Annotated in this window: 11 protein-coding genes; 4 read left to right on the top strand and 7 right to left on the bottom strand. The window is 70.3% G+C overall.

Annotated features, from left to right (window positions below):
- The first annotated feature begins 144 nt into the window (after window positions 1-144).
- A complete protein-coding gene (locus tag AC6RUA_RS03410) occupies window positions 145-810 on the top strand; it encodes a DUF389 domain-containing protein (protein ID WP_499815390.1) in 666 nt (221 codons plus the stop codon).
- A gap of 68 nt (window positions 811-878) precedes the next feature.
- Here AC6RUA_RS03410 and gyrA read toward each other — a convergent pair whose 3' ends face one another.
- Window positions 879-3,362, bottom strand: a complete 2,484-nt coding sequence (gene gyrA, locus AC6RUA_RS03405) for a DNA gyrase subunit A (protein ID WP_499814538.1) — start codon at window positions 3,360-3,362, stop codon at window positions 879-881.
- Window positions 3,363-3,383: 21 nt separating this feature from the next.
- Window positions 3,384-5,321 carry a DNA topoisomerase (ATP-hydrolyzing) subunit B gene (gyrB, locus tag AC6RUA_RS03400; RefSeq protein ID WP_499814537.1) on the bottom strand — a complete coding sequence of 646 codons (1,938 nt, stop codon included), beginning with the start codon at window positions 5,319-5,321 and terminating at the stop codon, window positions 3,384-3,386.
- A 220-nt stretch (window positions 5,322-5,541) separates the two neighbouring features.
- Between gyrB and AC6RUA_RS03395 the strand changes: the two genes are divergently transcribed.
- Complete coding sequence (locus tag AC6RUA_RS03395) at window positions 5,542-7,998, top strand: DNA topoisomerase VI subunit B (protein WP_499814536.1); 2,457 nt, start codon at window positions 5,542-5,544, stop codon at window positions 7,996-7,998.
- Complete coding sequence (locus AC6RUA_RS03390; RefSeq protein WP_499814535.1) at window positions 7,999-9,108, top strand: DNA topoisomerase IV subunit A; 1,110 nt, start codon at window positions 7,999-8,001, stop codon at window positions 9,106-9,108. It abuts the gene before it with no gap.
- 9 nt (window positions 9,109-9,117) lie between these two features.
- On the opposite strand, the gene AC6RUA_RS03385 is transcribed toward AC6RUA_RS03390, so the two are convergent.
- The 5 genes from AC6RUA_RS03385 to ligA all read right to left on the bottom strand — a co-directional run bounded on the left by AC6RUA_RS03385 (window position 9,118) and on the right by ligA (window position 13,294).
- Window positions 9,118-9,966 carry a DUF8108 domain-containing protein gene (locus AC6RUA_RS03385; protein ID WP_499814534.1) on the bottom strand — a complete coding sequence of 283 codons (849 nt, stop codon included), beginning with the start codon at window positions 9,964-9,966 and terminating at the stop codon, window positions 9,118-9,120.
- Between the two features lie 90 nt (window positions 9,967-10,056).
- Window positions 10,057-10,842, bottom strand: coding sequence for an MBL fold metallo-hydrolase (locus tag AC6RUA_RS03380; protein WP_499814533.1), 786 nt, complete (start codon window positions 10,840-10,842; stop codon window positions 10,057-10,059).
- A gap of 25 nt (window positions 10,843-10,867) precedes the next feature.
- A complete protein-coding gene (locus AC6RUA_RS03375) occupies window positions 10,868-11,074 on the bottom strand; it encodes a hypothetical protein (RefSeq protein ID WP_499814532.1) in 207 nt (68 codons plus the stop codon).
- 37 nt (window positions 11,075-11,111) lie between these two features.
- Window positions 11,112-11,501 carry a YkvA family protein gene (locus AC6RUA_RS03370; RefSeq protein WP_499814531.1) on the bottom strand — a complete coding sequence of 130 codons (390 nt, stop codon included), beginning with the start codon at window positions 11,499-11,501 and terminating at the stop codon, window positions 11,112-11,114.
- Entirely contained in the window at window positions 11,498-13,294 is a 1,797-nt protein-coding gene (gene ligA / locus AC6RUA_RS03365; RefSeq protein WP_499814530.1) for an ATP-dependent DNA ligase LigA, read from the bottom strand. The genes AC6RUA_RS03370 and ligA overlap by 4 nt, the downstream gene beginning before the upstream one ends.
- A 128-nt stretch (window positions 13,295-13,422) precedes the next feature.
- Between ligA and AC6RUA_RS03360 the strand changes: the two genes are divergently transcribed.
- Entirely contained in the window at window positions 13,423-14,967 is a 1,545-nt protein-coding gene (locus tag AC6RUA_RS03360) for a glutamate-cysteine ligase family protein (RefSeq protein ID WP_499814529.1), read from the top strand.
- Window positions 14,968-15,034 lie beyond the last annotated feature (67 nt).

The raw sequence follows: 15,034 nt of genomic DNA, 5'->3' as shown, positions 1-15,034 counted from the left end.
ACGTGGGACTGATACCCGCGACGCTCGACGTCCCGTCGCTCGGTCTCGTGGCGGTCCGCCTCTCGCCGGCGCGCTCGCGGTCCTCGTCGGGTCCTCGCCGGCGCCGCCGCCGCCTTCGGCCTCACCACGGAGGGACCGCTCTCCATCATCGGCGTCATGATCGCGGCGGCGCTCATCCCCGCCGCCGGCGTCACCGGCATCGGCGTCGCCTACGGCGAACCGCTGCTCGCGCTCGGGACGGTGGCGCTGCTCGTCGTCTCCCTGCTCGCCATCAACCTCGGCGAGGCGGTCACGCTGTCCCTCCTCGGCTACCGCGACCTCCCGCGGCTGTTCGACCAGGGGGACCGCGCGCGCGACAGCAGCGGCGCGGCCGGCGCGGGCGACCCCGAGCAGGGGGAGGGTGCCTCCGGGTCGACGCGGGCCGTCCTGCTCGTCGTCGTCGTCCTGCTGGTCGTCACGCCGGCGCTGGCGGCGACCGGCCAGCAGGTCGCGCTCCAGCGGGAGGTAACGGGGGCGGTCGACGCGACGCTCACTCAGCGGCCGTACGACGACCTCTCGGTCGTCGGTATCTCCGCGGAGTACAGCTACCCGGTCGGCCTCTCGGCGACGCCCATCGTCACCGTGGACGTCGCCACGACGTCGAACGCCTCGTCGTACCCCCGCCTCTCGCGAGCGATACAGCGGCGCGTGCACGAGCGGACGGGCCGGCGGCCGACGGTCAGGGTGCAGTTCACGGAGTACCAGCGGACCCGGGGGAACGCGACGCGGTGGTTCGACGCCGCCCCGCGCCCGCGCTCCCCGTCTGCGTAGCGCGGCCGTCAGAACCCGGGGAATCGGCGGAGAGCCGCTACTCGCCCGTCCGGAAGTTTAGCAGTCGTTTACTCGTCGTCCGTGCGCTCGGGCGCGACGCGGGCCGCCGGGAGGACGTCGACGGCGGCCACCTTGTCGCCGTCGTCGAGGTCCATCACCGTGACGCCCATCGTGTTGCGCCCGATGGTCGAGATGCCCTCGACGCGGGTGCGGAGTATCTGGCCCGCCTCGCTCAACGCGAACAGGTGGTCGCCGAACGTGACCGCCTCCACCGCGCACACCGGTCCGTTGCGCTCGTTCGTCTTGATGTCGATGAGTCCCTTCCCGTTGCGCGACTGGACGCGGTACTCGTCGAGGTCGGTCCGCTTCCCGTAGCCGTTCTTCGTCACCGTGAGCACCCAGTCGTGCTGGTCGCCGTCGATGGCGGCGACCCCGGCGACCCGGTCGTCCCCGGTCAACTGGACGCCGCGGACGCCGCGGGCCGACCGGCCCATCGGCCGGACCTCGCTCTCGTCGAACCGGATGGCCATCCCGTCGCGGGTGCCGATGACGATGTCGTGCCCGCCGTGGGTCACCTCCACGTCCGCGAGCGCGTCGCCCGCCTCCAGTTTGATGGCGCGGATGCCCGTCGAGAGGATGTTGTCGAACTCGTCGCCGGCGGTCCGCTTGATGTACCCGCCGCGGGTGACCATCGTGAGGTACTCGTCGTCGTCCAGGTCGTCGCAGTTGACGACCGCGGTTATCTCCTCGCCGTCGTCCAGGTCGAGCACGTTCACGGCGGACTTCCCGCGGGCGGTCCGGCCCATCTCGGGCACCTGGTACGTCTTCAGCTGGTACACCTGTCCGTGGGTGGTGAAACAGAGCAGGTAGTCGTGCGTCGACGCGAGGAAGACGGAGGAGACGCGGTCGCCCTCCTTGAGGTCGGTGCCGATGATGCCCTTCCCGCCGCGGTTCTGCGCGCGGAACTGGGCGGCGGGCATCCGCTTGATGTAGTCGTCCTCGCTGACGACGACCACGGACTCCTCCTCCGGGATGAGGTCCTCGTGGGTGACCGTCCCGGTATCCTCGACGAAGCCGGTGCGGCGCTCATCGTCGTACTCGTCTTTGATATCCCTGAGTTCCTCGGTGATGACCGACAGCAGCTCCGACTCGGAGCCGAGAATCTCCTCTAGCCGCTCGATGCGCGCGGTCACGTCCTCGTACTCGTCCTCGATCTCGGCCGCCTCCATCGAGGTGAGCGAGCCGAGTTGCATCCGGACGATGTGTTCCGACTGCGCCTCGGAGAACTCGAACGTCTCCTGGAGGGCGGCCTTCGCGGCGTCGCGGTCCTCGCTCTCGCGGACGAGTTCGACCACGCTCTCGACGCGTTCGAGCGCCCGCAGTCGCCCCTCGAGGATGTGCGCGCGGTCCTCGGCCTCGCCGAGTTCGTACTCCGAGCGCCGGGTGACGACCTCCTTGCGGTGCTCGACGTACTCCTCGAGCGTCTCCTTCAGCGTGAGCACGCGCGGCTGGCCGTCCACCAGCGCGAGGTTGATGACGCCGAACGTGGATTCGAGGTGGTGCTCCAGAAGCTGGTTCTTCACCACCTCCAGGCTCGCGCCCCGCTTCAGTTCCACGACGACGCGCACCCCATCGCGGTCGGACTCGTCGCGCAGGTCCGAGATGCCCTCGATGACGCCCTCGTTCACGTCGTCCGCGATACGTTCGACCAACCGCGCCTTGTTCTCCTGATACGGGAGTTCCGTGACGACGATACGCTCGCGGTCGGTCCCGAACTCCTCCGTCTCGAACGCGGCCCGGACGCGGATGCGCCCGCGGCCCGTCGTGTACGCCTCCCGCACCGCGTTCCGGCCGACGATGTTCGCGCCGGTGGGGAAGTCGGGCCCCTCGACGTGTTCCATCAGGTCCGCCAGCCCGCAGTCGGGGTTCTCGATGACCTCGATGGTCGCGTCGATTATCTCGCCGAGGTTGTGCGGCGGCACCTTCGTCGACATGCCGACCGCGATACCGGTCGAGCCGTTGACGAGCAGGTTCGGGTACGCCGCGGGGAGCACGTCCGGTTCCTGCAGGCGGTCGTCGTAGTTCGAGGAGAAGTCGACCGTGTCCTTCTCGATGTCCGCGAGCAACTCCTCCGCGATGGGGGCCATCCGGGCCTCCGTGTAGCGCATCGCCGCCGCGGGGTCGCCGTCCATCGACCCGAAGTTCCCCTGCCCGTCGATGAGCGGGTAGCGCATGGAGAACTCCTGGGCCATGCCGACGAGCGTGTCGTAGATGGCGGAGTCGCCGTGCGGGTGGTAGTCGCCCATCGTCTCGCCCACGACCGACGAGGACTTGCGGTGGCCGGTGTTCGAGGTGACGCCCATCTCGTGCATCGCGTAGAGGATGCGCCGGTGGACGGGTTTCAGCCCGTCACGGACGTCGGGTAACGCCCGCCCCGCGATGACGGACATCGCGTAGTCGATGTACGACTGCTCCATCTCGTCTTCGATGCGGACGCGCTCGACCTGCGCCGCGCGGACGTCCTCGGGGTCTACGGGTACGTCTGAACTCATCTCTGTCTCTCCTCGGATACCTCAGATGTCCACCCACTCCGCCTCGGGAGCGTGGTCCTTGATGAACTGTTTGCGCGGCTCGACCGAGTCGCCCATCAGCACGTTGAACATGCGGTCGGCCGCCGCCGCGTCCTCGATATTTATCTGCTTCAGGATGCGCTTCTCCGGGTCCATCGTCGTGTCCCACAACTGCTCGGGGTTCATCTCGCCGAGCCCCTTGAACCGCTGGACCTGCGTGGGGCTGCCGCCGCACTGCTCCTCGACGATCCGCTCGCGCTCCTCTTCCGTCATCGCGTCGTACGTCTCGCCGCCGCAGCGAACCCGGTACAGCGGCGGCTTCGTCGCGTATACGTACCCCGCCTCCAGCAGCGGGCGCATGTGGCGGTAGAAGAACGTGAGCAGCAGCGTCCGGATGTGCGCGCCGTCCACGTCGGCGTCCGTCGCCATGATGATCTTGTGGTAGCGCGCGTCCTCGATGTCGAACTCGTCGCCGATGCCCGTCCCGACGGCGGTGACGATGTTGCGTATCTGGTCGTTCTGCAACACGCGGTCGAGCCGGTGTTTCTCCACGTTCAACACCTTCCCGCGGATGGGGAGCACCGCCTGGTTCTCCGGGTTGCGCGCCTGCTTCGTCGACCCGCCCGCCGAGTCCCCCTCGACGATGAACAGTTCGGCGTCCTCGGGGTCGCGCGACTGACAGTCGGCCAGTTTCCCGGGCAGGGCCGTCGAGTCGAGCGCCGACTTCCGCCGGGTCAGCTCTTCGGCCTGCTTGGCGGCCTTGCGGGCGCGGGCCGCCTCGGCGGCCTTGCTCACGATGGCCGTCGCGGTGTCGGGGTGTTCCTCGAAGAACGTCCCCAGCCCCTCGTGGACCGTCGACTCGACGATGCCTCGCACCTCGCTGTTGCCGAGTTTGGTCTTCGTCTGTCCCTCGAACTGCGGGTCGGGGTGTTTGATCGAGATGACGGCCGTCAGCCCCTCGCGCACGTCCTCGCCCTTCAGGTTGCCGTCGATGTCGTCCGCGAGACCGTTGTCGTTCGCGTAGTCGTTGACGACGCGCGTCAGCGCCGTCTTGAACCCCGTGAGGTGGGTCCCCCCCTCGCGGGTGTTGATGTTGTTCGCGAACGCGTGGACCGACCCCTGCAACTCGTCGGTCGCCTGCATCGCCACCTCGACCTGGACGACGCCGTCGTCGATGGTCGCCTCGTCCGCGAAGTAGATGACGTCGCGGTGCAGCGGCGTGCGCGTCTCGTTGAGGTACTCGACGAACTCCCGAATGCCCCCCTCGTAGCGGAACGTCTCGACGGTGCCGTCGCGCTCGTCGGTCAGCGTTATCTCGACGCCGGAGTTGAGGAACGCGAGCTCCCGGAGCCGGTTCGCGAGCGTGTCGAACGCGAACTCCGTCTCCTCGAAGATGTCGTCGTCCGGCCAGAACCGGATGGACGTCCCCGTCTCCTCGTCGTCCTCCATGGGACGGACGCGTTCGAACGCGTCGGCGACGGGTTCGCCGTGGTCGAACCGGTGTCGCCAGACCGAGCCGTCGCGCTTCACCTCCACCTTGAGGTGGCGGCTGAGCGCGTTCACGACCGAGACGCCGACCCCGTGAAGCCCGCCCGACACCTGGTACGACTTGTTGTCGAACTTCCCCCCGGCGTGCAGGACGGTCATGATGACCTCCAGAGCGGGCCGGTCGTACTTCTCGTGGTGGTCCACCGGAATCCCGCGCCCGTCGTCGGCGACCGACACCGAGCCGTCCCCGTGGACGGTCACCCCGATGGTGTCACAGTGGCCGGCGAGCGCCTCGTCGATGGAGTTGTCGACGACCTCGTAGACGAGATGGTGGAGGCCGCGAGCGTCCGTAGAACCGATGTACATCGCCGGGCGCTTCCTGACGGCTTGCAGGCCCTCCAGGACCTGAATCTGCCCGGCACCATATTCACTACTATCCCCTGAGCCTGACATAGGAACCTTACAGGGGGTAGTAGGTCACCAGGTATAAAGTCCCCGCACGCGCGCGCGGAACCTGTCGAGTCGAACGCACCTCACTGCCGCGGGGTCGTGCACACCGTACGCACGACCGTTCCGGGAACGCCTCGAGGGGTGAAGGGGAGGCGGCGAGGGTTCACTTTCACCCCGCTGAGGACACCGTTTTATGCCCCGGCCCGGTAGGGGTGGACACCGAATGACGTCGTTCCAGTCGACGCTCGGGGACGAGGAGGGGATCGCGGACGAACTTGCGGCGGGCCAGCGCGAGATCTCCATCGCCGAGTTCTTCGAGAAGAACAAACACATGCTCGGGTTCGACTCGGGCGCGCGAGGGCTCGTCACCGCCGTCAAGGAAGCGGTGGACAACGCGCTCGACGCGTGCGAGGAGGCGGGCGTCCGCCCCGACATCTACGTCGAGATCCGGGAGGTGGGCGACTACTACCGCCTCGTGGTCGAGGACAACGGGCCGGGCATCACGAAAGCGCAGTTACCGAAGGTGTTCGGGAAGCTCCTGTACGGGTCGCGGTTCCACGCCCGCGAACAGAGCCGCGGCCAGCAGGGGATCGGCATCTCCGCGGCGGTGCTCTACTCGCAGTTGACCTCGGGCAAGCCGGCGAAGATAACCTCCCGGCCGAAGGGGGACTCGGAGGCGCAGTACTTCGAACTCATCATCGACACGGACACGAACGAGCCCGAGATCAAGGCCGAGCGAACCACCTCGTGGGACCGTCCCCACGGCACCCGCATCGAGATCGAGATGGAGGCGAACATGCGGGCGCGCGCTCAGCTCCACGACTACATCAAGCACACGGCGGTCGTCAACCCCCACGCCCGGCTCGAACTGCGCGAACCGGGGATGGACGAGCCGCTGAAGTTCGAGCGCGGCACCGACCAGCTTCCCGCCGAGACCGAGGAGATTCGTCCCCACCCCCACGGGGTCGAACTCGGCACGCTCATCAAGATGCTAGAGGCGAGCGAGTCGTACTCGGTCTCGGGGTTCCTCCAGGGGGAGTTCACCCGCGTCGGCAAGAAGACCGCGGACAAGGTCGTCGCCAACTTCCGCGACCGCCACTTCGGCCGCGAGGCGGCGTGGGAGACGCCCGCGTCCGTCGACGTCGAGGCGGTCGTCGCCGACGCCGTCGCCGGGAAGGGGGCGGAGGCCACCGACGCCTTCGCCTCGGGCGTCGCCGACGCGCTCGCGGACCGCGACCTGACGGCCCACCACGAACTCGTCCGTCTCGTCGACGCCGCCGCCGCCGACGCCGAGGACGCGACGGGGAAGACGTTCGGCGACACCGTCCGCGAGAACACCGTCGACGCCGTCTGGACCTCGATGACCGCGGGCCGGGTCGGCGAAGCCGACGAGGCCGACGAGGGGGGCGAGGGGGGTGACGCGAGCGAGGCGGAGTCGGTGCTTCGTGCCCCGCTGTACGCGCTCGTCGACGACGCGACGAGCAGCCGGAAGGACGACGAGACGGTCGAGGGACTCGCGGAGCGGCTCGCCGCGGACTTCGCGTCGGTCGAGGACGACCGGCACCGGCTCACCCGCGACCGACTCGCGCGGCTCGTCGGCGACGCCGCCGACCGGATGGTGGAGTTCGACGACGTGGCGTTCGGCGAGACGGCCCGCGAGAACGTCGTCGACGCGCTGTGGGCGCGGATGCGGACGGTGCCCGACGACCTGCCGAACGTGAACGACGTCGCGGCCGACCGTGACACCGCCTCCGCGCTGCTGGAGGCGATGCGCGAGACGGACATCCTCGCCCCGCCGACGGACTGTCTCGCGCCTATCACGGCCGACCTGGTCGAGGCCGGCCTCCGGAAGGAGTACGACGCCGACTTCTACGCCGCCGCCACCCGCGACGCCGACGTCCACGGCGGCGACCCGTTCATCGTCGAGGCGGGTATCGCGTACGGCGGCGACCTGAGCGCGGACGGACAGGTCGACCTGCTCCGGTTCGCCAACCGCGTCCCGCTGGTCTACCAGCGCGGGGCGTGTGCCACGACGGACGTGGTGAAGCGAATCGGCTGGCGCAACTACGGGCTCGACCAGCCCGGCGGGTCGGGGATGCCCAACGGTCCGGCGGTCGTCATGATCCACGTGGCGTCCACGAACGTCCCGTTCACGAGCGAGTCGAAGGACGCGCTCGCGAACATCCCCGCCATCGAGGACGAGATCGAACTCGCGGTCCGCGAGGCGGCGCGCGAACTCAAGAGCTACCTGAGCAAGCGGCGCTCGATGCAGAAGCGCCGGGAGAAACAGGACGTGCTCGGGCGCATCCTCCCCGAGATGGCCGACAAGGTGGCCGCGGTCTGCGAGCGCGACCGGCCCAACATCGAGGGCGCGCTGGCGCGCATCATGAACAACGTCAGCGTCGAGCGCGAGCGCGAGGGCGGCACGGTCAGGCTCGTCGTCGAGAACCACTCCGACCGGACGGAGGAACTCGACGTGACGGACATCGTCTCGGTCGAACCCGCGGACGTGCCGGAGGAGGCCACCGTCGTCGACCTGGACGGGGAGTGGTTCGTGAAGTGGGCGCCCTCGGTGGCCGGCGGCGACGAGGCGATTCTCGAGTACACGGTGTCGGACGACGCCGAGTTCGACGTGAACGTCGACGGGGTCGAGACGGAGAAACTCACGGTGAACGCGTAAATGAGCGAGACCGAGTCACGGACCAGACTGAACGAGGAGCAGGCGCGCGAACAGCTACTGGAACTGGCCGCGGAGTTCTACGACCAGTTCGACCGCGGGGACATCCCCGAGATGACGCTCCCCACGCGAACCAAGAGCAACATCGTCTTCGACGACGAGGCGGGCGTCTGGGTGTACGGCGACCGGACCTCGACCCGCTCTGCCAACTCCGTCCGCGGGGCGCGGAAGCTCCTGAAGGCGGTGTACGCGGTGGAGTTCCTCGCCCAGCAACTCGACGAGAACCGCTCGTCGACGCTGCGCGAACTGTACTACCTCAGCGAGTCGTGGGACTCCGAGGAGGCGCAGTTCACCACGCAGGACGAGTCGAACCAGCTCATCGAGGACCTCGAAATCGTCTCGGGGGTCACCCGCGAGGACTTCCACATGCGCCCGGAGGAGTCGGGCGCGAAGGTGATGGGGCCGCTGCTGCTCCGCGAGCAGACCCGACGGGGTGACCGCGAGATACACTGTCAGGACGACGTGGGGCAGGGGGGGTACCAGATTCCGAACAACCCCGACACCATCGACTTCCTCGACAACGACGCCGAGTTCGTCCTCTGCGTCGAGACCGGCGGTATGCGCGACCGGCTGGTCGAGAACGGATTCGACGACGACTACGACTGTCTCGTCGTCCACCTCGGCGGGCAGCCCGCCCGGGCGACGCGGCGCATCACGAAGCGCCTGCACGACGAACTCGACCTGCCGGTGGTGGTGTTCTGTGACGGCGACCCCTGGAGCTACCGCATCTTCGGCTCCGTCGCGTACGGCTCCATCAAGTCCGCGCACCTCTCGGAGTACCTCGCGACACCCGAGGCGCGGTACGTCGGCATCCGGCCGCAGGACATCGTGGACTACGACCTGCCGACCGACCCGCTCTCGGACTCGGACGTGAACGCGCTGGAGTCGGAACTCGAGGACCCCCGGTTCCAGACGGAGTTCTGGGAGGAGCAGATAGAACTCCAGCTCGACATCGGGAAGAAGGCCGAACAGCAGGCGCTCGCCGCGCAGGGGCTCGACTTCGTGACCGACACGTACCTCCCCGAGCGGCTGACCGAGATGGGCGTGCTGTAGCCCCGCCGTCTACGACGACTCGACCAGCCGCTCCCGTTCCGCCTCCACGTCCCCACTCTCCGACCGCTCCGATTTCGGTTCGTTCGAGTCGGTTCCCGTCGACGCTTCGGACTCCCGTGCGTCCGCGCAGTCGCGACAGTAGACGTTCTGCCCCTCCCGGTACGTCCGGACGGGGAGACCGGCGGCGTACAGCCTGTCGCCGTAGCGCCGGCGGACGCCGGTGCGGACCCGGTCGCCGCACGCCGCGCACGGTTCGGGCGGGTTCCGGACCGGTTCCTCGGAGACGGCCTGCTCGCGGCCGAACGTCGAGGGCGACCGCCGCCGGTCGCGCGACGGGAGCGACAGCAGGAGAAGCGGGGGGAGAAGCAGCGCGGCCAGAAGCACGACCCCGGTGAGGAGCGACCCGTTCAGCGCGAAGAACCCCAGTACCCCGACGGAGACGATGCCGACGCCGACCCCGAGGACGGTCGGGAGGTCGACGCTCGGGCCGTCGTCGGGGTACGAGCGCTCGGTGCCGTCGGCGCGCACCTCGCGGCGGGGCGCGCCGGCGGTGTAGCGGTAGGCGCCGTACGCGAGGTTGAGGACGCCGCCGCTGACGAGAAAGAGGAGGACGTGCGCGGGCAGCGAGCCGAACCCGCGCCTGCGGAGGACGACCCGGTCGCCGTGGTCCGCCGTCGTCTCCCAGCCGGCGACTTCGAGGTCCTGCACCCGCCGGCGGAGCCACGCGCGGTCCGGGTCGGCGGGGTCGCTCGCCCCGACCTCGCTACCGCACCGGGAACAGTACGCGTCGCCGAGCGAGAGCCGTCCCCCGCAGGCCGAGCAGTACGACGGGGTCGCAGTCGACGGGGAGGGCGCCATACCTCGGAGTCGGCGCGGACCGACCAAGTAATTTGCGCGGCGGCCGCCCGCTCGGCCGACGCTCGCTCCCGCTCCGACGCGGTGGCGTCGCTACTGGCCCGGTCCGCCCTCGTCGAGCGCGACCGGAATCGACCGCCGCGCCACGTCGACGACGAACTCGGCCGAGTCGGCCGCGAGGAAGTCGAGCGTGTTGTAGTGAATCGGGACGACCAGGTCGGGGTCCATCCGCTCGGCGAGGTCTGCGGCCTCCGCGGCGTTCATACAGACCGACCCGGAGATGTTCGCAAGGAACAGCGAGACGTCGAGTTCGGCGAACGCGTCGAGCGCGTCGGAGTCGCCCGGCCAGAACACCGACGTGCCGCCGAGCATCATCCGGTAGCCGACGCCCGACCCCCTCGGGTGCGTGACGCTCCCGTCGTCGTGGACGTGCGGGCCGTCGTCCCGGTTGTACGCCGGCATCGACCACACGTCGGCGGTCCCGTTCGCCGTCTCGACCACGTGGTGGTCCTCCTCGGCGACCCGGACCACGTCGAACGGCAGGTCGCGCACCGGCGCGACGTCGCGGTCGATGCTCCCGGCGTCGATGCCCTCGTACACGAGCACCGTCGCGTCGGCGCTCGCGACGCGTTCGATGCCGTCCGGGTCGTAGTGGTGGTCGTGGGTGACGCAGACCAGGTCGCCGTCCTCGGGGCGGTAGTCGGTCGCGCGCGGGTGGGCCGCCTCCGTCGGGTCGCCGCCGCCCGGCGGCGTCCACTCGCCGGTGAGCACGCCGTACCGCCCGGGGTCGACGTAGGCGACGAACCCGTCTTCGGTCTCCAGCCGTGCGGTCGCGTAGCCGAACCAGTCGACGGTCAGGTCGTCGTGACGGACTGTCATACTCGTCCGTCTGTGCGCGGACGGCTTACAGGTACCGCTCGGCGAGCGGTCCGGCGGCGAACCACGCCGCGAAACAGAACAGCACCGTGGTGAGCGCGGCGAGGCGGAGCGCGGTCGCCGTCGACTCGCCGCCGCCGACGACGTAGCCGACCGTGACGAACAGCGCGGCGACGAACGCGGTCCCGAGCACGACCTGCACGGGGTACGCGGCGACGGTCCGGCGGACGTTCACGCCCGGCCGTGCGACCGGCCGGGGCAAGTGCCTTTCCCTACGAGATCCGCCCCCACGCCGCCGCGAGCAGGAGCGCCGTGAACGCCCACCCGAGGACGACGAGTCCGGCGACGACCCACCGAACCCGCCCCACCTCCCCCTCCTCCGCCCGCCCGCGGGCGTCGGCGAGGACGTCGGCCGGCGTGAGGCGGCGGGCGAGCCACGCGCCGGCGGGGACGAACAGGAGGTCGTCGAGGTAGCCGAGCACGGGCACGAAGTCCGGAATCGGGTCGACCGGCGAGGCGGCGAGCCCGACCGTGAGGCCGAGAACCGCCTTCGCGTACCACGGCGTCCGTGGGTCGACCATGGCGACGGCCAGCGCGTCGACCTCCCGCCGGAGCGCCGAGAGGCGGTCGCGGAGCCCCATCTCACACTCCACCGCCCTCACTGCGCGTCCGCCAGTCGTTCGACCCGGGCGAGCGTGTCGGCGTCGCTCGGCTCCTTGTCCTCGCGCACGCCGAGGAACCGGGGGAACCGGAGGGCGTACCCCGAGGAGTACGTCGGCGAGCGCTGTATCTCCTCGTACCCCACCTCGAACACCACCGCCGGCCGGAGGTCCACGTCCGTCCCCGACTCTCCGACGACGTGTGGTTCCAGCCGCCCCGTCAACTCGGCCAACTCCTCGTCGGTGATGCCCGTCGCCACCTTCCCGATGGTCTCGTAGCCCGCCTCGCCGTCGCGCGCCGACAGCAGGAACGTCCCGAGGAACGTCGCCCGTCGCCCCTCGCCCCACTCCGCGCCCGTGACCGCCAGGTCGAGCGTCTCCACGTCCGGCTTGCGCTTCAGCCAGTTCCGGCCGCGCCGCCCGGGGGAGTACGCCGAGTCCGGCCGCTTCAGCATGACTCCCTCGTGGCCGGCCTCGAGCGCGTCGGCCTCGAACGCCTCTATCTCCTCGGGGTCGTCGGAGACCAGAAGCTCCGAGACGCCCGCACCGAGCAGTTCGCGGAGCCGGTCGTGTCGCTCGGTCAGCGGCGCGTCGAGCAGGTCCTCGCCCGCGCGAGACTCGGACTCGGACTCGGACTCGCGTGCGCCCGACCCGTCGCCGGGAACGCCCGCGTGGAGGCAGTCGAACGCCCGGAGTTCGACCGTCACCTCCTCGCGCATCCGGTCGACGTCGTGTTTGCGCCGGAAGCGCCGGAGTATCTCCTGGAACGGGAGCGGCCGGCCGTCGCCGTCGACCGCGACGGCTTCGCCGTCGACGATGGCCGGCGCGGCGAGGTGCTCCTCGGCGTGTTCGACCAGTTCCGGGAGCGCGTCGGTCACGTCCTCCATGTTCCGGGAGAACACCGACGCCGACTCGCCGTCGTAGTGGAGTTGGACGCGCGCGCCGTCGTACTTCGTCTCGACGACGGCGGCGTCCCAGTCGTCGAGCGCGTCGGCCACCGTGCCCGTCTGTGCGAGCATCGCGCGCACCGGCCGGCCGACCTCCAGCGACACCGACTCTAGCCCGTCGACGCCCTCGTCTCGCGCGAGTTCGGCCACGCGGCCGTAGTCGTTCGTCACCTGGAGCGCCCGCTCGACGACCCCCACCAGCGCGTCGGTGTCGTCGCCCTCGACCCGGTCCTCGACGGGCGTCGTCGTCGCCGCGCCGAGGAACGCCGCCGCCACCGCGTCACGGACGGTGCCGCCGCCGACGCCGACGCGCATCTCGCCGAGCACCAGTCGCGCGAGGTACTTCGCCTCCCGGGGGCCGGCGCGGTTGAACAGGCCGAACAGCGTGTCCCGGCGGGTGTCCTCGCTGCCCTCGCCCGCCGCGGCCGCCACGGACGCGAGCGCGTCGAACACCTCGCCGACGGTGAGGTCGCCCCTGCCCCTGTCCCCGCTCCCGGCGCCGTCCCCGTCACCGCCGCCCGCGAACGCCGCGAGCCCGGTCTGCCCGCCGAAGTCGTAGCTCGCGGCGACGGCGCCGATCTCGCCGGTCTCGGCCAGTTCCTCCTCCACGTCGTCGACGGTCACGTTCGTCCCGGCCGCGCGGGCGATGGCCTCGTAACACAGCGCCGGCCCGACCGAGAGCTTCCGGGTGTCCCATCCGGGGAACACCCTGCCCTGCAGGAAGCGCGCGACGACGGCGAGGTCCGCGTCCGCCTCGGTCAGGAGGGAAGCGACGAGTTCGACGGTCCCGAGGTCGCTCTCCTCGGCTTCGAGCCCGTCCGCCCGCTCGGCGAACGCCGCGAAATCCATACCGGCGGGTCGGCCGGCGGCGCGAATAAGTCCGCCGACTCGCGGTTGCCTCGCCGGAGACCCGTCGCGTTCTCCGGGTTCCTTTCGGTGTCCAACGGGTTGAAGGGCCGGCGGAGCGTCCCGGGGATATGGCCGAAGGCGACGGAACTCTCGCGGGCCGGGTGAACGACGTGCTGGCGGTCGACGCGGAGGCGTTCGGCCGGCGCGCGGCGGCCGACGCCGAGACGGTGAAGGAGGAACTGCGCGCCGGGACGTTCGACAACCACCAGTCCATCGTGGGGCTGGAGTACGAGTTCTACGCCGTCTCCGAGGGTCGCTGGCGGACCGACGAGGGGGACGGGGAGGCGCACACGCTGTGTCGCGTCCCCCGTCGACTGCTGGAACTCATCGGCTTCGAGAAGGAACTCGGGCTCCACAACGCGGAGATGACGACCAGCCCACAGCCGTTCAACCCCGCGGGCCTCCGGGCGCAGGCGGCCGAGGTTCGCGCGCGGCTGACAGCCGCGCTCGACACGACGGACACGGAGGGGATGCGCCTCGTCTCCGACGGCATCTGGACGATTCCGCCGGCCGGCGAGACGGCCCGGGGGTACCTCGCGGACTCCATCGTCGACGACGGGGTCCGCATCGCCACGAACATGAGCGACGCGGTGCGGTACCACGCGATGGCGAACGGGTCGTGGGTCGAGGGGGGCTTCTCCGTCGACGCGCCGCACGTCGACCTAGTGGCCGAGACGGTGATGCCCGAGAGCCTCATCACCTCCATCCAGCCCCACTACCAGGTGCCGAACGCCGAGGACGTCCCCGTCTATCACGACCTGGCGCTCCGCGTCGCCGGCCCACTGCTCGCGCTCGGGGGCAACTCCCCGTTCTTCCCGCCCGACCTGTACGCCGAGGACGCGTCGCCGGAGGCGATTCTCCGCGACGGCTGGCACGAGAACCGCGTCGCCGTCTTCGAGTCGGTGATGAACACCGAGGGCCACGAGAAGGTGCGGTTCCCGGCCGACCTCGACACGGTCGAGGAGGCGGTCGACCGGGTCGCCGCCGACGCGACGGTCGTCTCGATGCCCGTCGAGGAGGGAGACCGGTTCGACGACGCGTTCGCGACGCTCCGGCGGAAACACGGCACCTACTGGCGCTGGGTCCGCCCGGTGTTCGACGGCGCGACGCGGTCGGCCGCCAACGCCCGCATCGAGTTCCGTCCCATCGCCGCCCAGCCGACGGTGCGCGACTCGGTCGCGTTCCTCGCGGCGTTCGCGGGGCTGATGGAGAGTCTCACCCGCCGCCGTCACCCGGTCGTCGACCTCGACTGGGAGACGGCCGAGTCGAACTTCTACGCCGCCGTCGAGGACGGCGTCGACGCCGACCTCCGGTGGGTCGCCACCGACGGGGCGTCGACGACCGACTCGGCGACGGTGTTCGACGACCTGCTCTCGCACGCCGAGGCCGGACTGGAGGACGCGGGCTGTTCGACCGCCGAGGTGGAGCGGTACCTCGACCCGCTCCGCCACCGCGCCGAGACGGGGCGCACGCCCGCGACGTGGAAGCGACGGGAGGTGCGCGACCGACTCGACGACGGCGCGTCGTTCGCGGACGCGGTCGAGGGGATGCAGCGGCGCTACGTCGAGAAGCAGGCGGCGACGCTCGTGGACGGGCAGTTCGCGGAGTGGTGAGCGAACGGACGCGACGGCGCCGGGTGGGAGCGCGGGGCCGCACGGGAGCGCCCGCCTCCGGTCGCGA

It is taken from the genome of Halorarum sp. SLYT50 (genome assembly GCF_059821265.1).
The sequence above is the reverse complement of the archived record's forward strand: the minus strand, read 5'-3'. Positions and strand labels throughout refer to the sequence as shown.

Bases quoted from the DNA above. Each gene is read 5' to 3' on its own strand.
- AC6RUA_RS03395 (WP_499814536.1), top strand. From the start codon at position 5,542: ATGACGTCGTTCCAGTCGACGCTCGGGGACGAGGAGGGGATCGCGGAC.
- gyrB (WP_499814537.1), bottom strand. From the start codon at position 5,321: ATGTCAGGCTCAGGGGATAGTAGTGAATATGGTGCCGGGCAGATTCAG.
- AC6RUA_RS03380 (WP_499814533.1), bottom strand. From the start codon at position 10,842: ATGACAGTCCGTCACGACGACCTGACCGTCGACTGGTTCGGCTACGCG.
- AC6RUA_RS03385 (WP_499814534.1), bottom strand. From the start codon at position 9,966: ATGGCGCCCTCCCCGTCGACTGCGACCCCGTCGTACTGCTCGGCCTGC.
- AC6RUA_RS03360 (WP_499814529.1), top strand. From the start codon at position 13,423: ATGGCCGAAGGCGACGGAACTCTCGCGGGCCGGGTGAACGACGTGCTG.
- ligA (WP_499814530.1), bottom strand. From the start codon at position 13,294: ATGGATTTCGCGGCGTTCGCCGAGCGGGCGGACGGGCTCGAAGCCGAG.
- gyrA (WP_499814538.1), bottom strand. From the start codon at position 3,362: ATGAGTTCAGACGTACCCGTAGACCCCGAGGACGTCCGCGCGGCGCAG.
- AC6RUA_RS03390 (WP_499814535.1), top strand. From the start codon at position 7,999: ATGAGCGAGACCGAGTCACGGACCAGACTGAACGAGGAGCAGGCGCGC.